This window comes from Rhizobium sp. BK661, assembly GCF_024808825.1.
Classification (GTDB): domain Bacteria; phylum Pseudomonadota; class Alphaproteobacteria; order Rhizobiales; family Rhizobiaceae; genus Rhizobium.
The window spans coordinates 359,174-379,449 of record NZ_JANTYT010000002.1 but is presented as its reverse complement, the minus strand read 5'-3'; the positions used below and the strand labels follow the sequence as shown (position 1 = coordinate 379,449).

The following is a 20,276-nucleotide window of genomic DNA, read 5'->3' as shown; positions in this document are numbered from 1 at the left end:
AAACTCGGGGAGAGATCATGTACAGTCGCCGCCAATGGATCAACGTTGCCGCCGCTGCCATTTCGGCAGTTCTTTTGGGTGTTGCAGCAACGCCGGCAATCGCCGCGGAAAAGGTTACCGTTTTCGCGGCAGCCAGCCTGAAGAACGCCCTTGATGCGGCGAATGCCGCCTGGGCGAAGGAAGGCGGCAAGGAAGCGGTTGCGTCCTATGCTGCGAGTTCGGCGCTTGCCAAGCAGATTGAAGGCGGTGCGCCTGCCGACATCTTCATGTCGGCAGATCTGGACTGGATGGACTATCTCGCAAAGAAGAACCTGATCAAGGCTGACACTCGGTCAAATCTCCTCGGCAACAAGATTGTACTCGTCGCACCCAAGGACCATGCCAAACCGGTCGACATCAAGAAGGGCTTCGACCTTTCTGCTCTGCTCGGTGATGGCAAGCTCGCGATGGGCGAGGTCAAGTCCGTGCCTGCCGGCAAATACGGCAAAGCGGCGCTTGAGGCGCTCGGCGTGTGGCCTTCCGTTGAAGGCAAGGTAGCCGGGGCCGAGAGTGTTCGGGCGGCACTTGCTCTGGTCTCGCGCGGTGAGGCACCGTACGGCATTGTCTATCAGACCGACGCATCTGCGGATCCGGGCGTTGCGGTTGTTGGAACCTTCCCGGCGGATTCGCACCCGCCGATCATCTATCCGGTTGCTGTTCTCTCCGAGAGCAAGAACCCGGATGCCGCTGCTTACCTGGAATTCCTGAAGTCGGAAAAGGCAGCTCATTTCTTTACCGATCAAGGTTTCACCATCTTGAAATGATTGCGAATTTTCGCACGAGGACTTAGCGTGAGAAGGCCCGCCGAACGGGCCTTCTGTTTTTGGAGAAATGGCTTGAACGCACTCGGCCTGAGCGACGACGAATGGACGGCAATCTTGCTCAGCCTGCGCGTGTCAGTGGTCGCGATGCTGGCGAGCCTGCCATTCGGCATCGGAGTGGCCCTGTTGCTCGCGCGCGGGCGGTTCTGGGGCAAATCTGTTCTCAACGGTGTCGTTCATCTGCCGCTGATCCTGCCGCCGGTGGTCACGGGTTTCATCCTGCTGATCCTCTTCGGGCGACGCGGACCGATTGGCAGCGTCCTCGATCAATATTTCGGCATCGTCTTTTCGTTTCGTTGGACGGGTGCGGCACTTGCCTGCGCAGTCATGGCCTTTCCCCTGATGGTGCGCAGCATCCGGCTTTCTATCGAAGCGGTGGATCGAAAGCTGGAGGAGGCGGCCGGCACACTGGGCGCCAGCCCGTTCTGGGTCTTTTTGACCATAACGTTGCCGTTAACGCTGCCCGGAATCATTGCCGGAATGATCCTTTCCTTTGCCAAGGCAATGGGGGAATTCGGGGCAACAATCACCTTCGTTTCCAATATCCCGGGGGAAACACAGACGCTTTCAGCTGCGATCTATTCCTTCACGCAGGTTCCTGGCGGTGATGTCGGTGCTCTACGGCTGACACTTGTCGCAGTCGCCATCTCCATGGTCGCTTTGCTCGCGTCGGAGTTTCTATCGCGTATCGCCGGTCGGAGGATCGATCCGGAATGACGCTCGTTGTCAACGCAAAGCAGCGTCTTGGCACCTTTTCGCTCGATGCCGCTTTTACCTCGGAACGCGGGATCACCGCGCTGTTCGGCCGGTCCGGTTCCGGCAAGACGTCGATGATCCGCATCATCGCCGGGTTGGCACGGCCCGACAGAGGACAGGTCATCCTCGACGGGCAGACGATGACGGACACCGACCGGCGGATCTTCGTGGCGAAGCACCGCCGAAGGTTCGGGTATGTCTTTCAGGAAGCACGACTGTTTCCGCATCTCAATGTTCGTCACAATTTATCCTATGGCAAATGGTTCGCCCAAGCTGCCGGCTCGCCGGAGGACCTGGACCGCATTGTTGCGTTGCTCGGTATCGAAAGCCTGCTCGATCGCCGACCCGAAAAGCTTTCAGGTGGCGAAAAGCAGCGCGTGGCGATTGGCCGGGCTCTGCTCTCGGCTCCCCGTTTGCTGTTGATGGACGAGCCGCTGGCGGCGTTGGATGATGCCCGAAAGGCTGAGGTGATGCCCTATCTCGAGCGGTTGCGCGACGAGATGGACATTCCGATCGTCTATGTCAGCCATTCGATCGCCGAGGTAGCACGCCTCGCCAACCAGGTCGTGGTCATGCGGGACGGCAAGGTCGAGGCGGTCGGCTCAGCGGCAGATGTCCTTAGCCATCCGCCGGCCTCGTTCGAGCGGCGTGAGGCGGGTGCGCTTCTTGAGGGAAAGGTGGAGAGCGTTGACGAACGGCATCGCATTGCGACGATTGCCCTGAAATCGGCAAGACTTCACATCCCTGGAGCAATGCTGGTGCCGGGCAAGACCGTTCGGGTGCGAATCCCCGCGCGCGATGTGATGCTCGCAATGAAAAGGCCCGAAGCCTTGAGCGCGCTCAACGTGCTTGAAGGTCACGTTCAGGCCATGACCCAAGCCGACGACGCGACAATCGACGTGCTCGTTGATTGCGGCGGAGATCCCATCCTTTCCCGGATTACCAGCTTTTCGGCAGAGCGGCTGGGCCTGCGTGTCGGGGCGCCGGTTTTCGCTGTCATAAAGACGGTTGCTCTAGAGCCGTGATCAGCGGCTGTTTTGGGTGGATCGGTTGGCCTCCAGCCATGCCAGGTCATCCGCGAGGGTCGCCTTCATGACTTGTTCCATCTTTCGAAAGCGGGCAAGCAGTTCATCGCCAAATGGTGTCAGCGCCGCCCCGCCTCCCTTTTGCCCTCCCCTTTGCGATTCGACCACGGGCTCGAGGAACATCCTGTTCATGTCGCTCACCAATAGCCAGGCGCGACGATAAGACATGTCCATCGCCCTGCCGGCTGCGGAAATCGATCCTGTTTCCCTGATGTGCTCGAGCAATTCCATTTTGCCGCGCCCGAGCCGGTCTTCGTGGGGAAAGCTGATACGGAGGACTGGAGTAAGCGTGTTTATTGCGGAGCTTTTCATGGCAAGGGTCTTTGCGATCGGAAACGGACTTACTTTACGTATGGTCGGAAGCACTGTACACAGCCGGCCATATACAGTCTTCCATCCAAGGATGAGTTGTCGCGCCAAAGCGGATATTCACGCTTTGTGATTGTGCGCGTCTTGAAACATTAATGGTTTGGTGCCTATCTTAACTATGATTTGGTTGTCCAAATCAGTGATGTGCATGTTTTGTCATTCCGAGAAAGGGAAAGCACTGACAACAGTACACGCCAAGGGAAAAACGCTTGCCGTTGTCCCGAAGAGCCCGGAACGTGGCGCCGATGCTGCCGCCCGCGCCCTACACGCCGTCCTCACAAGCCTTGAGGACTCTAAAGCTGAAGATATCGTCACCATCGACATCGCTGGAAAATCGGCACTGGGAGACTTCATGGTCGTCGTCTCCGGGCGCTCGAGCAGGCATGTCATGGCGATCTCCGACCACTTGCTGACCGATCTGAAAGACGAGGGCCTTGGAAGCGCCCGCGTCGAGGGTCAGGAAGGCGGTGATTGGATCCTGATCGACACCGGCGATGTCATCGTCCATGTCTTCCGTCCAGAGATACGCGAGTTCTACAACATCGAAAAGATGTGGGCCGCGCCCGACATGGACGAAGAAACGGTGCACTAACAGGCTGCCTGGACGCTGCGTCTGGTGCCGGATAGACGGCAAGCAATTTAGGCCGGATGATTGGATCCGGCCAGGTGGCATATGTGCGCCGCCCTTTGCCGAATTGCAGGAGCGGATAATGCGTGTTGGTCTTTTTGCAGTGGGGCGGCTGAAGTCCGGCCCCGAGAAGGATCTTGCGGCCCGCTATTTCGATCGTTTTGCCAAGGCCGGTCCTGCTGTCGGCCTCGAATTCTCCCGCGTCGCCGAAGTTGCTGAAAGCCGCGCGTCGAATGCCGATACGCGCAAGCGTGACGAAGCGGCAATGCTGCAGAAGTCGCTGGCGGATGGGAGTATCCTCATCCTGTTGGACGAGCGGGGCAAGGCGCTGGACAGCGAAGGCTTTGCCAATCTCCTTGGAAACTATCGCGACCGGGGCAAACGTGACCTGATGATCGCCATCGGCGGTGCTGACGGTCTCGATCCGTCGCTGTATGATCTTGCCGATGCCACGCTTTGCCTCGGCAAGATGACCTGGCCGCATCAGCTGGTTCGTACTCTGATTGCTGAGCAGTTATATCGAGCCGTCACGATCCTTTCCGGCCATCCCTATCATCGCGTTTGATGGGTTCCGTTGCTCACGCGAGCGTGTCCATCCTGGGGCGCGCAAACCCTCAATCGATCTGGCAAAGAATGTCAAATCAGCTTAATCTCCGCGCGATTTGAAAGGGATCTCGAAGTTCATATGCCGACGCGTGTGTTCAAGCCAAAATACGTCATTTTGTCGGCCCTGGCCGCAGGCTTGAGCATGTCTCTGGCGGCAGTTGTAAGCCGCCCTTTCGCCGCCAGCGCCTTCGCACAAGATGCGCCGGAAGTTGCAGGGATGTCGCCGGGCGAGGCGCCTACTGTGGCAGGTGCAGCCGTTGCCCAGCCGCCACCGGATCCGGCGGCCGACCTCGCGAAGAAACGAGACGAGACGCGAGCCGAGCTTGATGCCTTGTCGAAGACGATAGGCCTCTCATCCGGCAAGGTTGCCGAGTTGGAGAAGAGCATCGCGGATCTGGACAAGAGCAGCGGCAGTGTTCGTCAGGCGCTGATCGATTCAGCGACGCGGCGCAAGGCGCTCGAGAAGCAGATTTTGGAGAGTGAGAAGAAGCTTGCCGATCTGGGCTTGAAGGAAGATACGGTTCGGCGTTCCCTGTATGAACGACGCGGCTTGCTGGCGGAGGTGCTAGGGGCCTTGCAGCGGATGGGTCGCAATCCGCCACCTGCCCTGCTCGTCACACCCGACGACGCGCTCGCCTCAGTGCGCAGCGCGATCCTGCTCGGCGCCGTGGTTCCCGGAATTCGAAAGGAGACAGACAAGCTCGCTGGCGATCTTGCTAACCTTTCTGCATTGCAAGCAGCAAGTGCTGCGGAAAAGTCAGCGCTCACCACGACGATGACGAACAACATCGAAGAAGAGCGCCGCATGGATCTGCTTCTTGCCGAAAACGAGAAGCTGAGCCGCAGCAGCGCCGCAGAACTGAACGCGGAGAAGAAGCACTCGGAAGATCTTGCCAGCAAGGCGACAAGCTTGGAGGGTCTGGTGGCGTCGATGGAAACCGAGATTGCATCGGTTCGGGAAGCGGCGGCTGCAGCTCGCCAGGCCGAGGAGAACCGCAAGCTCTTGACCGAGGAGCAGCGTGCCCAAGCCAAGGCGCTCGCGGAGAGCGGTGTGCCTGATAAAAACCGCATTGCGCCCGCATATCCCTTCGGAGAATTGAAGGCGAAGCTGGAATTGCCTGTGGCAGGCGATGCGCTCCGCCAGTTCGGCGATGCCGACGGAACCGGCCATGAGGCATTGGGAGTGACGCTTGCCACCAATCCGGAAACGGTGGTTACCGCTCCCGCAGATGGCCTTGTTGTCTATGCGGGCGCATTTCGCAGCTACGGCCAAATGATCATCCTAGACGTCGGCGACGGCTACCATCTCGTCCTCTCCGGCATGGAGACGATCAGCACGCGCCAGGGCAAATTCGTCTTCGCTGGCGAACCGCTTGCCGCAATGGGTGCAAAAAGAGTGGCGAGCGCGACTGCATTGGCGCTGGAAACCAACCGTCCAACGCTTTACATTGAATTTCGAAAAGATGGAAAACCGGTCGATTCCCGGCCTTGGTGGACCGCTAAAGACACTGGAAAGGCACGCAATGATTCGTAGGGCTTCTCTTGTTCTGGTCGGCGCATTGATGGGTGCGACCGCGATGAGCGTCATCTATTCGGCGGGCGTGCCTGCGGAAGCAGCTGGAGCCTCCACCTATAAGGAGCTTTCCGTTTTTGGTGACGTCTTTGAGCGCGTGCGCGCACAGTATGTGACGCCGCCGGCCGAGGACAAACTCATCGAAAATGCCATCAATGGCATGCTTTCCTCGCTGGATCCGCATTCGAGCTACATGAATGCCAAGGATGCGGCCGACATGCAGACCCAGACGAAGGGTGAATTCGGCGGCCTCGGCATCGAGGTCACGATGGAAGACGAGCTTGTCAAGGTCATCACCCCGATCGACGACACGCCTGCGGCAAAGGCCGGCGTTCTTGCTGGAGACTACATCTCCGAGATCGACGGTCAGTCGGTTCGTGGCCTGAAGCTGGAAGACGCTGTCGAAAAGATGCGCGGTCCGGTCAATACGCCGATCAAGCTGACGTTGATCCGCAAGGGTGCCGACAAGCCGATTGAACTGACGATCGTCCGAGACGTTGTCGCGGTTCAGGCCGTCAAGTCGCGCGTCGAGGATGATGTCGGTTATCTGCGCGTCATCTCCTTCACGGAAAAGACCTATCCCGACCTCGAGAAGGCTATCGAGAAGATCAAGAAGACGGTCCCGGCCGACAAGCTGAAGGGCTATGTGCTCGACCTTCGCCTGAACCCCGGCGGTCTGCTCGATCAGGCGATCCAGGTATCGGATGCGCTGCTGCAGCGTGGCGAGGTGGTGTCGACCCGCGGCCGCAATCCGGACGAAACCCGCCGCTTCAACGCTGGCCCGGGCGATCTGACGGACGGCAAGCCGGTGATCGTGCTCATCAACGGTGGTTCGGCGTCTGCTTCGGAAATCGTTGCGGGTGCGCTGCAGGACCTGCGTCGTGCGACGGTTCTCGGCACGCGTTCGTTCGGAAAGGGCTCGGTCCAGACGATCATCCCGCTCGGTGAAAACGGCGCGCTGCGCCTGACGACTGCGCTCTACTACACGCCGTCGGGCCGCTCCATCCAGGGCACCGGTATCACGCCTGATATCAAGGTCGAGGAGCCGCTGCCCGATGATCTGAAGGGCAAGATGGTCACCGAAGGCGAGTCCAGCCTGCGCGGGCACATCAAGGGTCAGAGCGAGACGGACGAAGGCTCCGGTTCGGTTGCCTATATTCCGCCGGATCCGAAGGACGACGTCCAGCTCAACTACGCGCTTGACCTGCTTCGCGGCAAGAAGACCGATCCGGCCTTCCCGCCGAATCCGGACAAGGCCGTCAGCGCCAAGTGATTGCAATTTGAGGCGTCAGGCTGGATGGTGTGTCCGGCCTGACGCCTTTTTGCTGTCCTGACTCTGAAGCGGAAAAGAAGTTTGAATACCGATCTGCACGCCCCTCTGGGACAGAACCGAAAGGCCAAGCGCCAGCGGCCGGGTATTCTGCGCACCGGGCGCGTTGTCGCCGGGATTTGTCTCGTGCTGATCGGGGCTTCATCGCTCTACACTGCGTTTCGCGGTGACGGATTGAAACGAGAAAAGCCGCCGGCGCAAAACCAGACGACTGCCCCACCTTCTGACACAGTTCAAAATCAGGTGCCGCCGCAGCCCCCATCCGCAGCCGCTCCTGGCATGGCGCCATCCGGCCCTAGGTCGGGCGCGAATGTGGAGCAGATGGTCACCGGCGACGGATCGGTGGTCACGAAATACTCCCCAAGACAACGCGATGGAAATGGTCCAGTGCTGGTCGATGCCTCGCAGATCGGACAGGATCCACGGGTGGCGGCCTTGCCGAACGACGCGCTTCTGGAGGAGACGCCATTTGGGCGACTGCCGATCGTTGGGCCGGACGGACGGCGCCCGATGGACCAGTATGCACGGCCATGGTCGGGCGCTCACGGAACACGCATCGCGATCGTTGTCAGCGGTCTCGGGCTTAGCCAGACGGGCACGCAGCGGGCCATTCAACAGTTGCCTGAGGAGGTCACGCTCGCCTTTGCCGCCAGCGGCAACAGCTTGCAGCGCTGGATGCAGGAGGCGCGCCGTGGTGGCCACGAAATCCTGTTGCAGGTTCCGTTCGAGCCTTTTGATTATCCGGCAAACGATCCTGGACCGGATACGCTCCTGACCTCGACATCGGCTGCGAAAAATATTGAAAACCTGCACCGGGCGATGGGCGAGATCACCAACTATACCGGCGTCATGAACTATCAGGGCGGGCGCTTCCTTTCCGACCCCAATGCCATGGAGCCGGTTTTGCGGGACATCGAAAAGCGCGGGCTGTTGTTCCTTGATGACGGAACGTCAGCGCAGTCCAAGACCGCCGCGATCGCCAAAGGAACAGAAACGCCCTACGCCTTCGCAGATGTGCAGTTGGACAAGCAGCTTGACGTGAAAGCCATCATCCAGAAACTGGACGAGCTGGAGCGCGTTGCAAAGCGCAACGGCCAGGCGATCGGCGTCGCTGCCGCCTTCGATGAGAGCATTGACGCGATCGCGCAATGGACACAGGAAGCGGCGATGCGAGGCATTGAAGTCGTGGGTGTCGCAGCACTGACCAATGATCTCAAAAGACCTTGAATAGAGAGAGCCGATGAGCAAGCCGATCGTCAAAGCCGAGGACCTGCCGTACCGCCCCTGTGTCGGTGTCATGATCCTCAACCGTCAGGGCCTGGTGTGGGCGGGGCGACGGATTCCGGAAGAGAATTCCGAGTATGATGGATCGCCGCAGCTTTGGCAGATGCCGCAGGGCGGCATCGACAAGGGCGAGGATCCGCTTGAGGCGGCCTACCGCGAGCTTTACGAGGAAACAGGCATTCGTACCGTGACGCTGCTCGCGGAGGCGCGGAACTGGATCAATTATGACTTGCCGCCGCAGCTGATCGGCATCGGATTGAAAGGCAAGTTCCGCGGTCAGACGCAGCGCTGGTTCGCGTTCCGCTTCGATGGCGATGAGAGCGAGGTCGCAATCAATCCGCCGCCAGGCGGGCATGCGCCTGAGTTCGATGCCTGGGAGTGGAAGCCGATGGAGAGCCTGCCCGGTCTTATCGTACCCTTCAAGCGGGCTGTCTATGAGCAGGTCGTCGACGAGTTCAGGCACTTGGTTGGTCTAAGCGCCGCAGAGTGAATGACCGGCGGCCGGAGCTGCCGGTCACTACGAGGATTACTCGGCCTCGTTGGCAGAGTCGGCGTTGAGTTGGCCGTATTTCGATTCGCCGATCTTGCCGAGCAGATCAAGCTGCGTCTCGAGGAAGTCGATGTGGCCTTCCTCGTCCGCGAGGAGCTCTTCGAAAAGCTTCATCGAGACGTAGTCGCCGGCCTCATGACAGATGTCGCGTGATTTCTTGTAGGCCGTGCGCGCATCGTATTCGCCGGCAAGGTCGGCTTCCAGAACTTCCTTGACGTTCTGGCCGATGCGAAGAGGAGCGAGGGTCTGGAGATTGGGATGGCCTTCGAGGAAGATGATACGTGCAACCAGGCGATCGGCGTGGTGCATTTCCTCGATGGATTCCGCCCGCTCCTTCTTGGCTAGCTTGGTGTAGCCCCAATCTTCAAGAAGTCGGTAGTGGACCCAGTACTGGTTTACGGCGCCGAGTTCGAGAAAGAGGGCCTCGTTAAGCCGCTCGATGACTTTTTTGTCGCCTTTCAATGTCCGCTCTCCTGTTTTCTTCGTGGAATTCTCTGAGGCGGGACATGAAATCAAATATTTCGGCGTCCGTCGAGTCGTGACGGGCGTGATATTCTTCGGTTGTCTGGATGATGATATCGACCACATTCGGGAAGCAGCCGCAGCAGCGGCCCCGTTTTTCCATGGCGTGGTAGACCTTTGCTGGAACAATGAGCTGCCAACAGTCCTGATCGAGAAGCTCATTGATGACTTCCCGGATTTCGTGATCAGTTATGTAGTTGCAGCTGCAGACAAGCACGGCATCATTCCAAACATGACATTCACTATCCCCTTTTCTGCAAAAGAAGATGATATGTGTCAAGAAAAAATCGAGTCGCGGGGGGTAGTTCATTGGTCGCAGACCGTGTGGCGCTCGGAACAAGCTTTCAGGTGCATTGCGAATCCACCAGATCGCGATCTCAATGAAAATTGCGGCCCCTTGGCATAATGTTAGCTGTTTCTCTCGCTTCGGAATGGCTTGAAGTCAGCCTCTTCTCCATGGCAGCCTTTTCAAGTGAGTTTGCGAGTTTCCTTTGTCGCGGGTCCATCGTCGGATTGAGCGCTTCGTCCGAACGATCGCTCACGCCGAAGCGACGGGCTTCCTTCTGGAGGATGCCAAGCGCAGGGGTCATATCCTCGATATGGTCGACGACAGTGTGGATCACGCCGCTCTGGCTCTGAAGCTTGCCATATATTTTCACGAGCCGCGCACCCATGACGATCGGGCGATACTTCTCGAAGACCTTCTTCCAGACAATCGCATTGGCAACGCCCGTCTCGTCCTCGAGTGTCATGAAGATGACGCCCTTGGCTGAGCCGGGACGCTGACGCACCAAAACCAGGCCAGCGATCGTTACTCTTCTTCCGTTCGGGACGGTCAGAAGATCGACATTCCGCACCACCCCGGCCTTGCGGAACTCGTTACGAAGGAATGAGACGGGGTGGCCTTTCAAAGATAGCGAAAGGTAGCGATAGTCTTCAACCACCTGTTCACCAGCCAGCATTTCCGGCAGACGCGTCTCAGGCTCGAGCTGTAGATCGATGTGACTCACTTGGTCGAACAGAGGGAGTTTTTCAGCGGCGCTTTTCGCATCGAGCGCCCGCACGGCCCAGAGCGCTTCGCGTCGTGATAGTCTTATGGAATGAAAGGTATCCGCATCGGCGAGCCGTTCTATATCCGCTTTATGCAGGCCTGAGCGCAGCCAGAGATCGCGAATCGAGGAATAGCCCTTGCCTCTATTTGCGACGAGTTGCTGCATGCTCGCTTCCGAAAGGCCTTTTATCTGCCTGAAGCCAAGCCGAACGGCTCGCTTCGTCTGGATGATTTCCCGCATGGCGGCATGCCGGAAATCAACGGTCCGTCTGTTGAATTCGGCCTCCTCAAGCAAGCAATCCCAATTCGATTCATTGATGTCGACCGGCCGAATCTCAACGCCATGCTCCCGGGCGTCCCGGACGAGTTGAGCTGGGGCATAGAAGCCCATGGGCTGTGAATTCAGCATCGCTGCACAGAAGACGTCGGGGTAATAAGCCTTTACCCAGGACGAGGCATAGACCAGCAAAGCGAAAGAGGCGGCGTGGCTTTCCGGGAAACCATATTCGCCAAATCCCTTGATCTGGTTGAAACATTGCTGGGCAAAATCACGAGCGTAACCCTTCGCGACCATGCCTTCCATGAACCGCGTTTCGAAATTGCCGATGGTGCCTGTCCGCTTGAAGGTCGCCATGGCTCGCCTCAGTTGATCCGCTTCGGCTGGCCGAAAACCCGCTGCCGTGATGGCGATCTGCATGGCTTGCTCCTGAAAGAGTGGCACGCCAAGTGTTCGCTCCAAAACCCCCTTCAGTTCCTCGCTCGGGTAAGTCGCTGGGATGCCACGTGCCTCGGCTTCTCTGCGCTTCAGGTATGGGTGAACCATGTCACCCTGGATGGGGCCGGGTCTGACGATGGCGACCTCGATGACAAGGTCGTAGAACTCCTTCGGTTTCAGACGTGGCAACATGCTCATCTGCGCCCGACTCTCGATCTGGAAGACGCCAAGCGTGTCGGCTCGACACATCATCGCATAGACAGGCTTCTCGTCTTCATGCGTAGCGTTGCCGAGATCGGCAAGCGTCTTTTTGACGTCGTAGTGCAGGAGAAGCAGATCGAATGCCCGCTTCAATGCGGTCAGCATTCCGAGCGCCAGAATGTCGACCTTGAGGATTTTCAGATTGTCGAGATCATCCTTATCCCATTCGACCATATAGCGCCCGGGCATTGCCGTCTTCATGATCGGAACGACTTCATCCAGCCTGTCCCTTGTGATGACGAAACCTCCGACATGCTGGGTGAGGTGCCGGGGAAAACTGAGAAGCTCGGATGCATATTTCAGCACGTTCTTTGTCATGGGATCGGAGGTTTCGAGCCCGGCGGCCCTTGCTTCGCGCTCGGACAACTTCTCTTCCGACCAGCCCCAGACCAGGCTGCCGATTGCCGACTGGACGTCCTCCGAGAGGCCGAAAGCCTTAGAGACCTCGCGCCCGGCGGACCGGGTACGGTAGGTCGTTACCCCTGCCGTCAAGCCGGCATGTTCCTTGCCGTACGTCTGATAGATATACTGGATGACCTCCTCGCGCCTCTCGTGCTCGAAATCGACATCGATATCAGGCGGCTCGTCGCGGTCCATCGAGAGGAAGCGGTCGAAAAGCAGGGTGCTCTTCTCCGGATTGACCTCGGTTATCTCCAGGCAATAGCAAATCACCGAGTTTGCAGCGGAGCCGCGCCCCTGGCAGAGGATCCTCCTCTCGTGCCGGGCATACTGGATGATCCGATGGACCGTCAGGAAGTATGATTCATATTGCTTCCGGCGAACGAGATCCAACTCGTACTCAATGTTCTTCTGAACTTTCTCAGGTACGCCGTCGGGGAAGCGCTTTGCTGCACCTGAATTGGTCAGGCGTTCCAGTGTTTCATAAGGCGTTTCCCCCTCGTCATTCTCGGAGGGGTAATTGTGTTCCAGTTCGTCGAGCGAAAAGGAAAGGCTGCCAAAGAACTTCGCTGTGTTCGTGACTGCCTGCGGATAGTCTCTGAAGAGGCGCAGAATTTCGCTGCCACTCTTGAGATAGCGTTCGGCATTTGGAGCCAGGAGAAAGCCAGCCACGGGAATGGAAACGTGCTCCCGGATTGATGTCACGATATCGGCGAGAGGGCGGCGGGCGGTATCGTGGTAGAGCGGCTGGTTGGTTGCGATCAGCGGGATGCGGTTGCGGTCCGCCAGCATGGCGATGGTCGCAAACATGCGCTTATCGCGGCCGTCATAGGCGGGAGCGAGCGCCATGTGGATGTTTTTCCGGAAGCGTCTTCTGAACCGCTCCAGACAGGCTTCGAAAGCGGCGTGATTGTTATCATCGGCAATGGATGGATGCGGAATGATTGCAAGCATCATGCCGTCGCCCCATTCCATCAGATCCTCTTCCGACAGAATGCACTTACCCTTCTCGGCTCTCAGGTTTCCGTTGCTCAGCAACCGGCAAAGATGCGCCCAGCCTCGACGATTTCGGGGGTAGGCAAGAATGTCAGGCGTTCCGTCTGTAAAAACCAGACGGGCTCCCGGCTGGAAACGGATCGGATCGGGAATGATGTCCTTCTTCTCGCGCTCCTCCAGAAGCCCGGCTCTCATTCGTTCGAACTTTTTCCGGATCGCCTCTGCCTGGGCATGGGCCCGGACGACACCCGCAACTGAATTTCGGTCGGCAATGCCAAGGCCTCCAAGCTTCAGAACGGCAGCCTGAACGATCATCTCCTCGGGCTTGGAGGCGCCCTCCAGAAAGGAGAAATTGCTCCTTGCGCCGATTTCGAAGAAGGCGGACATCAGGCAATGATCCCATGCATGAACCAGCTCTGTGCGGTGTCCCGCTCATAATGGCCCTGGCGATAGATCCAGAAGCGACGTCCCTTATCGTCCTCGATCCGGAAATAGTCTCGATCCGCAGCTTCCGCACCATCTAGCCACCATTCCGTTGCCAGTCGCTCCGGTCCCTCGCTCTTCAAGACACGGTGCTGCATGCGTCGCCAATGAAAGCTCGCTGGTGCGCCATCGGGAATTTCGATGGCAAAGGCCTCCATCGGCTCCGCTTTCCGCAATAGCCGGATGGGCCGCTCGCTCCTGGCCGGCGGTGGATGTCCCTCCCGGGTTTTCGGGGCGGACAGATGATCGATCGCTGGCACTGTAACGGAGGCTCTTTCCGGTATGTGGCTCTCCCGCAATTGGAAGGTTTGCAGGCAGTCTTCTCCAAGGCGGGCGGAAACCCGATCCACGAAGGCAGCAAGAGAGGCATCCTTCTGCTGGCGGTGTTCGAAATCCCCCTGCGAGGTCACGAAGTCCTCGTGCAGGAGTACGTTGAGACGAAGGATCTCGAATCCGTAACCGGCATCGAAATCGTCGTGAATTGCCTGCAGGCGTTCGGCAAAGAGGGCGGCGATGCGGTTGGGCTCCCGCAAGGGCTGCGCGGTTCCGGCAGAAATCCGAAACACCTTGCCGTCGACACGGAACAGCACCAGTTCGAAGATGCGGCCGCCGGCGCCACGCGCTTCGAGCAAGGGCTTCAGGGAGACGGCAATCTGGTCGGTGAGCGCAAGGATATCGTCTTCGGCCGCGATCGGCTCAATCAGGCGACGTTCGACCGAGAGGCTTGCGACGGGCAGGCGTGGAGAAACCGGTTCCTCATCGGTTCCAAGCGCCTGATCGAGTCTCAAGAGCACCGTTCCGCCAAAGCGGCGGGTGAGCGGGGCGCGCGGCGCGGTCAGCAAATCGCCGACATATTTAAGGCCCATCTTGTTCAGGCCTCCTATCGTTTCTTCCTCTAGACGCAAGGCCGCGACGGGCAAGGGGGCCAGCGCCTGTTCGGCCTCTCCATACTCGATGATGCCGCCTTGGCCGAAACGGCTGATGGCCCAGGACAATCCAGGTGAGGAAGAGATCGCGCCGCGGGCGTCAATTCCCATCTGGAAGAGTCTTGCGAGAATATCCTTGAGAAGGGACGTCTCACCACCGAACAGATGGGCGCAGCCGGTTATGTCCAGAAACAGGCCATCCACGCCATCGAGAGCGACAAGCGGAGTGTAGCGATCGCACCAATCGGCAATCGCTTCCAGGAAGCGCCGGTTGGCGGCCGGGTCGTCCTCGATCACATCAAGCGTGGGGTGGATGGCGCGGGCTTCGGCGACGCCCATGTGCTTTCGGAGATTGAGGGTTTCGGCTGCCTCGTCCAGCGCTGTGAGCCGCATGGTATTGTTGAGACGGCTAGAACAGACGATCGGTGCGGCCTCAGGACGTCCGCGCGAACGCCAGGAGAGCCCCCATTTCTTTCTTGATATCCGGTCGGTTGGAAGATGTGGAAAGTGGAGTGCCAGAATGCGTTGCGCGTTCGTCTGGAAGGCGAGGGTCGACTGATCGGGAGACGGCGAAAAAACGGCGGTCATGAGGGTTCCACTCCAGTAGAAAGGAGAGGGGAGCCGGGTTGCGGCTCTTCTCCAGGGTGAGATGAAAAACCGGATTGCCGATGCTACCGCCCAGCATCGTGCCATCCGGCAAGGGTCGCGCCTGTGCCGGCGCGGGTGCCACAAGGAAGCGGAAGCAAGCGCTGCTGGCTTCTTCCTCTCCAGCTTGCCGCAACAGGAAAAGCGGGCGTTTAGATGCTTTCGCCCGCAAGCTCAAACGACGGCTTTCCGTCAGGCCGAAGGGCTTCGGATTGCCGCGAACCTCCAGAATCGTCGCAGGAAAGACGCCGCTTTCGACTGCGGCCTCGGCAAGCCAAAGGGCATCTTCAAGCTTGCGTGGGCTGGCATAGAAGAACTGGTCCGGTTTCAGGCCGAAATCGCGCAGGCCCACGGCGTAGGGGACGCCTGCTTCCATCGTGGAAACGATGTCTGCGATCCAGAGGATCGGCAGCGAAGCACTGTGGCTCTCTTCCACTTGGCGCTGCAGCATGGCGGCAAGCGCCAGCATGAAGCCACTGCCAGCGCCGGCTTCGCGTAAGAGGTCGGAACGAACCTCGGTGATCCCGTCGAGCGGCAGGCCGCCATCAACTGCCTCGTCGAGCGCGGGGATTCCAAGAGGAAGACGCAGGCCACTGTCGTTGTTGGTGGAGAGGTCCCTTTCGGCCAAGGCTTCGCCTTGCGCTGCAGCCAAGGCCGGCGCGGGCTTTCCTTCAAGCTTTGCAATGGTTTCGCGGAGCGCAAAAAGCCGCTCGCGCGTCACGGCCGACTGTGCCATGACGTTCTCCAAGTCTCATATGTTCCTGTTATGTTCTTATGGATTCCAGAGGCGGGCGAAAGAGTCAACAGGCATTCGATGTGAATTTATTCCTGCCTTTGATTCCGCTCTCGAAAATCGTACGCAAAGGTTCTATATGGGCGGCAAAGGAAGGGAATTTTTATGGCCCGCATAGACCAGAGCGATAATTGGCAGGATCGCCACGCTCCGACGATCAGTACTTTCGAGTCGTTGGCAATGGAGGCGTACAGCCACCTGCCGGAAGAGTTTCGCTCACTGACCACCAATCTGACGATCGAGATCGAGGACTTCCCTGACGACGACGTGTTCGAGGACATGGCGCTGGAAACGCCGTTCGACCTTCTCGGCCTCTTTGAAGGCCGAGGCATCTCCGAGCGTTTCACAATGGAAACCGGCGAATTGCCGAACCGTATCCGCCTCTACCGGCGGCCGATCCTCGACTACTGGGCCGAGAACGATGAGACGCTGGGCGACATCATTACTCACGTCCTCATCCATGAGATCGGCCACCATTTCGGTCTTAGCGACGACGACATGGAACGGATCGAGGCGAGCGCCGAAGAGGCGGCCGAACGCTAAGCCTTCGCTTACTGTTCGGACAGCTTCATGTCCGGGTGGTAATCCTTGCCTTCGACTTCCTTGACGATCGCCTGAGCACAAATCACCTGGCCGGTCTGGGTGTTGAAGGTCAGCGACGGCGAGCCGTTCAACGACCAGCCCTTGTTGAGGGCGTCGGTTACGCGGTGACAGAAAGCGGCATCATCCTGGCCGGTCAGAAGGCGATAAAGCTTCATCTAAAGTCGTCTTTCACTTCGCCGTTTGGCGTTCTGCAATCAGGCGGGCTTTATGAACCAGACTTTCCGCCTGGACAAGGTGTAGCCGCTCGATCATCCGACCATTGGCATTGATGACATTCAGGCCATCTGCAGCGGGGTCGGCAAAGGCGGCGATGATCGCCTCCGCCTCGGCAATTGCCGCCTCATCCGGGCCGAAATGCCGGTTGGCGGCTTCGATCTGAGCCGGGTGAATCAGCATCTTACCGTCGAAGCCCATGGCGCGGGCGTGCGCGCATTCGGCATCGAAGGCATCGGCATCCTTGAAATCGTTGAAGACGCTGTCGATCGCGTCGAGGCCATAGGCGCGCACGGCAAGTACCACCTGCATCAACCAGGGCACGAGATAGGTACGGCCCGGCTGTGGCAGGACGCCGGTCTGCTTGCGCAGGTCGTTGAGGCCGACGACGAAACAATCGAGCCGTGAGCCAGGCGTGCGCCCAGCTTCGGCAATCGCGGCCGCGTTCAGAATGCCACGGGGTGTTTCGATCATCGCCCAGATGCGGAGGCTTTCCGGCGCGTCGGCATCGGCAAGCCGGTCGCTTATGGACATCACATCCTGAGGCTCGTCCACTTTCGGCAGGAGTACGGCATCCGGCTCCAGTGCCAATACCAGTTCGATGTCCGCATTTCCGAATGTGGAATCCAGCGCATTGATGCGGATGATCCGCTCCTTGTTCACAAGAGGAGCGCCCGAAAAAAAGGCCTTTAGATTCTCGCGGGCTTCCTCCTTCCGTTCCGGGGCCACGGAGTCCTCGAGATCGAAGATGACGGCGTCGCAATCGAGCGCATGAGTCTTTTCCAGGGCGCGCGCATTGATGGCAGGGACGCTCAGCACCGAGCGGCGCAGGTTCAAGGAACGAGTCGGAGAATTGCGGGTCATCACAAATGTGTGCCAAGCTTTATGACAGGTGGCAAGACAACAAAAAGCCATGCTCACCTTGCAGAGAAAGAAAAGAAGGACCACATTCCTTTCCGAAGAAAGGTCTAAAACCATGCAAAGCATTCGTTCCGTCTTCCTCCTGCTCGCAGGCATCACCGCCTTCGTTGCGCTGGCGTTCGTCACATTTTCCGTGACGCTGGCAGTCGGTGGTATCCTGACGGTGCTTATGGTTGGCCGCGCGCTTTCGCTGAAGATGAAGCCGGCACCGGTCCGCGCCACAGCCAAGGCAAAACCACATTCCGGCGAGAACATGCGCATCTGGAATGACGGGCGCGGCACGATCATCGACCTCTAATCTCAGGTCGCTTCCAGAAAAATTTTGCATCGCTGTCGGCTCGACTGATCTTCCCGCGTCTTTGAAAGGTCAGGGTTTTACCCGAACCAATCAAATCATGGAGGACAGTATGGATACTGCAACGGAAACCGGCACGATGAAGATGCCACCGGTCAAGAATGGCTTGCTGCCTTATGTCACGGTCGACGGCGCGCTGAAGGCCGCAGAATTCTACAAGCGTGCATTTGGTGCTGAGGAGGCGTTTGTCGTCCCGCCTGACGAAAACGGGCGGACGATGCATGTCCACCTCTACATCAACGGAAGCTCGTTGATGCTTTGTGATGCCTATCCCGAGCATGGTCATCCCTTTGAAAAGCATCAGGGCTTCACGCTTCAGCTTGTTATCGACGACATCGATTTCTGGTGGGACCGCGCCGTTGCCGCCGGCGCCGAGGTGATCCTACCCGTCCAGCTGATGTTCTGGGGTGATCGATACGGTCAGCTCCGCGACCCTTTCGGGGTTCTCTGGGCGATGAATGCGCCAGCGAACGCAAACTGATCTCATGACGACCATGGCGGCTGTGCGTCGAATCCGCGCGCAGCCGCATAGACGATATAAATTTTCCTTCATTTCGGTCGAAATCTGGACTAAACGCAGATTAACAAAACTACGTCTGCTGACATTGGAGCCAGGCCATGGACAAATTCGCAAAGCTGACGGGCGTTGCTGCCCCTCTGCCGGTTGTCAACATCGATACCGACATGATCATTCCGAAGGACTACCTGAAGACGATCAAGCGCACGGGTCTTGGCAAGGGTCTTTTCGCTGAAGCGCGTTACAATGAAGACGGCTCCTTGAACCAGGATTTCGTGCTGAACAAGCCCGCCTATCAGAATGCAAAGATCCTCGTTGCCGGCGACAACTTCGGTTGCGGCTCGTCGCGCGAGCATGCGCCGTGGGCGCTCCTCGACTTCGGCATCCGTTGCGTCATCTCGACCAGCTTTGCCGACATCTTCTACAACAACTGTTTCAAGAACGGCATTCTGCCGATCAAGGTCAGCCAGGAAAACCTCGACAAGCTGATGGATGACGCCTCGCGCGGCTCCAACGCGATCCTGACGGTCGATCTGGAAAACCTCGAGATCACCGGTCCGGACGGTGGCTCGATCAAGTTCGATCTCGACGAGTTCAAGCGTCACTGCCTACTGAACGGCCTCGACGATATCGGCCTGACGCTCGAGAAGGGCGAGGCGATCGACAGCTTCGAAGCCAAGAACACGGCATCGCGCCCCTGGGCAGCGTAGTCCTGGAAAACATACCAGTCGTCAAAGCCGGGCCTTTTGCCCGGCTTTTTCTTTGGTCGGCTTACAGCAACAGCTCTTTCCACGTTTTAAGCTTCTCCATGGAAACGCCGATGCCGCCGCAGACCTCGATCAGCGGATTTTTGAACCGCTCGAGGATATCGGCATGGACGTCGGCGACCGCGAGCGCTGCGCCACAAGCGGGTTCGACCAGGATGCGATAGGCATCGGCGAACTTGATGCAGGCGGCGACTGCCTGTGCGTCGGTCACCGTCACGCTCTCGATCGGGTGGTGTTTCGGCAGGTTGAAGACGTGTCGGGCCACCTGGCGCGCACCGAGCGAGCTGGCGATGGAAGTAATCGCCGGCAAGGTGATGCATTCGCCTGCGGCAAGGCTGGCATGAAGGGACGCGGCTCCTTCGGTTTCAACGGCAATGACGGGCACATCAGACAAGCCGTTTCGCTGAAGTCCGGCAACGATCCCCGCAAGTAAGCCGCCGCCGCCGACGCTCGTGATGACGCAATCAAAGTGAGCGCCCTTTGCGACAACCTCGTCGATCAATGTGCCGTGCCCTTCCCACAAAAGCGGATGGTCGAACGGGTGCACATAGGCTGCGTTTCTGGCATTCGCACGTTCGATTGCGTAGGCATTGGCTTCGTCGAACACCGATCCGTGCACCAGAACCGTCGCGCCGGTCGCCTCGATCGATTGGCGCACTTCCGGCGACGTCGTCTCGGGCACGACGATCGTCACCGGAATGCCGAGCGCTCGTCCGGCATAGGCGGCGGCGATCCCCGCATTGCCACCGGAGGCGCAGAAAATCTCACGGGCGCCATTTTCGATTTCATGCTGACAAAGCCTGCCGACTCCGCGGAGCTTGAAACTGCCGGATGGCTGCAGCGCATCAAGCTTCAGCCAGAGCGGCTTGTTGCTTGCGCTGTAATCGGCGGAGGTGCGGAAAAGCGGTGTGTCGAGGTGGAGCGGTGCAGATGGCATGGTGGTACCCGATGAGCTTGGCGATACAGGCTCTCCTTGTGGACCCGCTTGCGCGGGTCGGTCAACGAGGGATCTCGGCCGTAATTCCGCAACCGTACCGAATCGGCCTCGCACTCGCTTGAAATGCCGAT

22 protein-coding genes are annotated in these 20,276 nt (G+C 58.8%); 13 read left to right on the top strand and 9 right to left on the bottom strand.

Annotated features, from left to right (window positions below; all coding sequences use genetic code 11):
• Positions 1-17: 17 nt before the first annotated feature.
• From modA to modC, 3 genes are all read left to right on the top strand, one after another.
• Entirely contained in the window at positions 18-803 is a 786-nt protein-coding gene (gene modA, locus FHX16_RS08160; protein ID WP_183864345.1) for a molybdate ABC transporter substrate-binding protein, read from the top strand.
• Between the two features lie 72 nt (positions 804-875).
• On the top strand, positions 876-1,577 hold the full coding sequence (modB, locus tag FHX16_RS08155; RefSeq protein WP_183864344.1) for a molybdate ABC transporter permease subunit: 702 nt from the start codon (positions 876-878) through the stop codon (positions 1,575-1,577).
• Positions 1,574-2,641: a molybdenum ABC transporter ATP-binding protein gene (gene modC, locus FHX16_RS08150; protein WP_183864343.1), complete on the top strand. Its 1,068-nt coding sequence runs from the start codon at positions 1,574-1,576 to the stop codon at positions 2,639-2,641. Before modB ends, modC begins: the two co-directional genes overlap by 4 nt.
• On the opposite strand, the gene FHX16_RS08145 is transcribed toward modC, so the two are convergent.
• A complete protein-coding gene (locus tag FHX16_RS08145; RefSeq protein ID WP_183755323.1) occupies positions 2,642-3,013 on the bottom strand; it encodes a winged helix-turn-helix domain-containing protein in 372 nt (123 codons plus the stop codon).
• 205 nt (positions 3,014-3,218) lie between these two features.
• Here FHX16_RS08145 and rsfS point away from each other — a divergent pair, with 205 nt between their 5' ends.
• The 6 genes from rsfS to FHX16_RS08115 all read left to right on the top strand — a co-directional run bounded on the left by rsfS (position 3,219) and on the right by FHX16_RS08115 (position 8,981).
• Positions 3,219-3,662, top strand: coding sequence for a ribosome silencing factor (gene rsfS / locus FHX16_RS08140; RefSeq protein ID WP_016556777.1), 444 nt, complete (start codon positions 3,219-3,221; stop codon positions 3,660-3,662).
• 118 nt (positions 3,663-3,780) lie between these two features.
• Positions 3,781-4,263: a 23S rRNA (pseudouridine(1915)-N(3))-methyltransferase RlmH gene (gene rlmH / locus FHX16_RS08135; protein ID WP_183864342.1), complete on the top strand. Its 483-nt coding sequence runs from the start codon at positions 3,781-3,783 to the stop codon at positions 4,261-4,263.
• A gap of 120 nt (positions 4,264-4,383) precedes the next feature.
• Positions 4,384-5,838: a murein hydrolase activator EnvC gene (locus tag FHX16_RS08130; RefSeq protein WP_183864341.1), complete on the top strand. Its 1,455-nt coding sequence runs from the start codon at positions 4,384-4,386 to the stop codon at positions 5,836-5,838.
• Positions 5,828-7,150: a S41 family peptidase gene (locus tag FHX16_RS08125; protein ID WP_183755017.1), complete on the top strand. Its 1,323-nt coding sequence runs from the start codon at positions 5,828-5,830 to the stop codon at positions 7,148-7,150. Before FHX16_RS08130 ends, FHX16_RS08125 begins: the two co-directional genes overlap by 11 nt.
• Positions 7,151-7,231: 81 nt before the next feature.
• On the top strand, positions 7,232-8,434 hold the full coding sequence (locus tag FHX16_RS08120; RefSeq protein WP_183864340.1) for a divergent polysaccharide deacetylase family protein: 1,203 nt from the start codon (positions 7,232-7,234) through the stop codon (positions 8,432-8,434).
• Between the two features lie 13 nt (positions 8,435-8,447).
• Positions 8,448-8,981: an RNA pyrophosphohydrolase gene (locus tag FHX16_RS08115; protein ID WP_183864339.1), complete on the top strand. Its 534-nt coding sequence runs from the start codon at positions 8,448-8,450 to the stop codon at positions 8,979-8,981.
• Positions 8,982-9,017: 36 nt separating this feature from the next.
• Here the strand turns inward: FHX16_RS08115 and bfr are convergent, their stop codons facing one another.
• From bfr to FHX16_RS08090, 5 genes are all read right to left on the bottom strand, one after another.
• The gene (bfr, locus tag FHX16_RS08110; RefSeq protein ID WP_028827993.1) at positions 9,018-9,503 is read right to left on the bottom strand and encodes a bacterioferritin; all 486 of its coding nucleotides are present in this window, start codon (positions 9,501-9,503) and stop codon (positions 9,018-9,020) included.
• A complete protein-coding gene (locus tag FHX16_RS08105) occupies positions 9,469-9,873 on the bottom strand; it encodes a (2Fe-2S)-binding protein (protein WP_246712741.1) in 405 nt (134 codons plus the stop codon). The genes bfr and FHX16_RS08105 overlap by 35 nt, the downstream gene beginning before the upstream one ends.
• A gap of 67 nt (positions 9,874-9,940) precedes the next feature.
• A complete protein-coding gene (locus FHX16_RS08100) occupies positions 9,941-13,372 on the bottom strand; it encodes an error-prone DNA polymerase (RefSeq protein ID WP_259126932.1) in 3,432 nt (1,143 codons plus the stop codon).
• Positions 13,372-14,817, bottom strand: coding sequence for a DNA polymerase Y family protein (locus tag FHX16_RS08095; protein ID WP_259127006.1), 1,446 nt, complete (start codon positions 14,815-14,817; stop codon positions 13,372-13,374). Before FHX16_RS08095 ends, FHX16_RS08100 begins: the two co-directional genes overlap by 1 nt.
• A gap of 10 nt (positions 14,818-14,827) precedes the next feature.
• Complete coding sequence (locus FHX16_RS08090; RefSeq protein ID WP_246712740.1) at positions 14,828-15,775, bottom strand: ImuA family protein; 948 nt, start codon at positions 15,773-15,775, stop codon at positions 14,828-14,830.
• Between the two features lie 162 nt (positions 15,776-15,937).
• Here FHX16_RS08090 and FHX16_RS08085 point away from each other — a divergent pair, with 162 nt between their 5' ends.
• Positions 15,938-16,375, top strand: coding sequence for a metallopeptidase family protein (locus FHX16_RS08085; RefSeq protein ID WP_016556767.1), 438 nt, complete (start codon positions 15,938-15,940; stop codon positions 16,373-16,375).
• An 8-nt stretch (positions 16,376-16,383) separates the two neighbouring features.
• Here the strand turns inward: FHX16_RS08085 and FHX16_RS08080 are convergent, their stop codons facing one another.
• A complete protein-coding gene (locus tag FHX16_RS08080) occupies positions 16,384-16,590 on the bottom strand; it encodes a DUF1737 domain-containing protein (RefSeq protein WP_183755031.1) in 207 nt (68 codons plus the stop codon).
• A 13-nt stretch (positions 16,591-16,603) separates the two neighbouring features.
• Positions 16,604-17,512, bottom strand: coding sequence for a CoA ester lyase (locus FHX16_RS08075; RefSeq protein WP_183864335.1), 909 nt, complete (start codon positions 17,510-17,512; stop codon positions 16,604-16,606).
• Between the two features lie 112 nt (positions 17,513-17,624).
• On the opposite strand from FHX16_RS08075, the gene FHX16_RS08070 reads away from it, so the two are divergent.
• The 3 genes from FHX16_RS08070 (at position 17,625) to leuD (ending at position 19,151) form a co-directional block, all read left to right on the top strand.
• Positions 17,625-17,867, top strand: a complete 243-nt coding sequence (locus FHX16_RS08070) for a hypothetical protein (RefSeq protein WP_028827987.1) — start codon at positions 17,625-17,627, stop codon at positions 17,865-17,867.
• 109 nt (positions 17,868-17,976) lie between these two features.
• Positions 17,977-18,405 carry a glyoxalase/bleomycin resistance/extradiol dioxygenase family protein gene (locus FHX16_RS08065; protein ID WP_183864334.1) on the top strand — a complete coding sequence of 143 codons (429 nt, stop codon included), beginning with the start codon at positions 17,977-17,979 and terminating at the stop codon, positions 18,403-18,405.
• Positions 18,406-18,542: 137 nt separating this feature from the next.
• Positions 18,543-19,151 carry a 3-isopropylmalate dehydratase small subunit gene (leuD, locus tag FHX16_RS08060; protein WP_183864333.1) on the top strand — a complete coding sequence of 203 codons (609 nt, stop codon included), beginning with the start codon at positions 18,543-18,545 and terminating at the stop codon, positions 19,149-19,151.
• A 61-nt stretch (positions 19,152-19,212) separates the two neighbouring features.
• On the opposite strand, the gene FHX16_RS08055 is transcribed toward leuD, so the two are convergent.
• Positions 19,213-20,145, bottom strand: a complete 933-nt coding sequence (locus FHX16_RS08055) for a pyridoxal-phosphate dependent enzyme (RefSeq protein ID WP_183864332.1) — start codon at positions 20,143-20,145, stop codon at positions 19,213-19,215.
• Positions 20,146-20,276 lie beyond the last annotated feature (131 nt).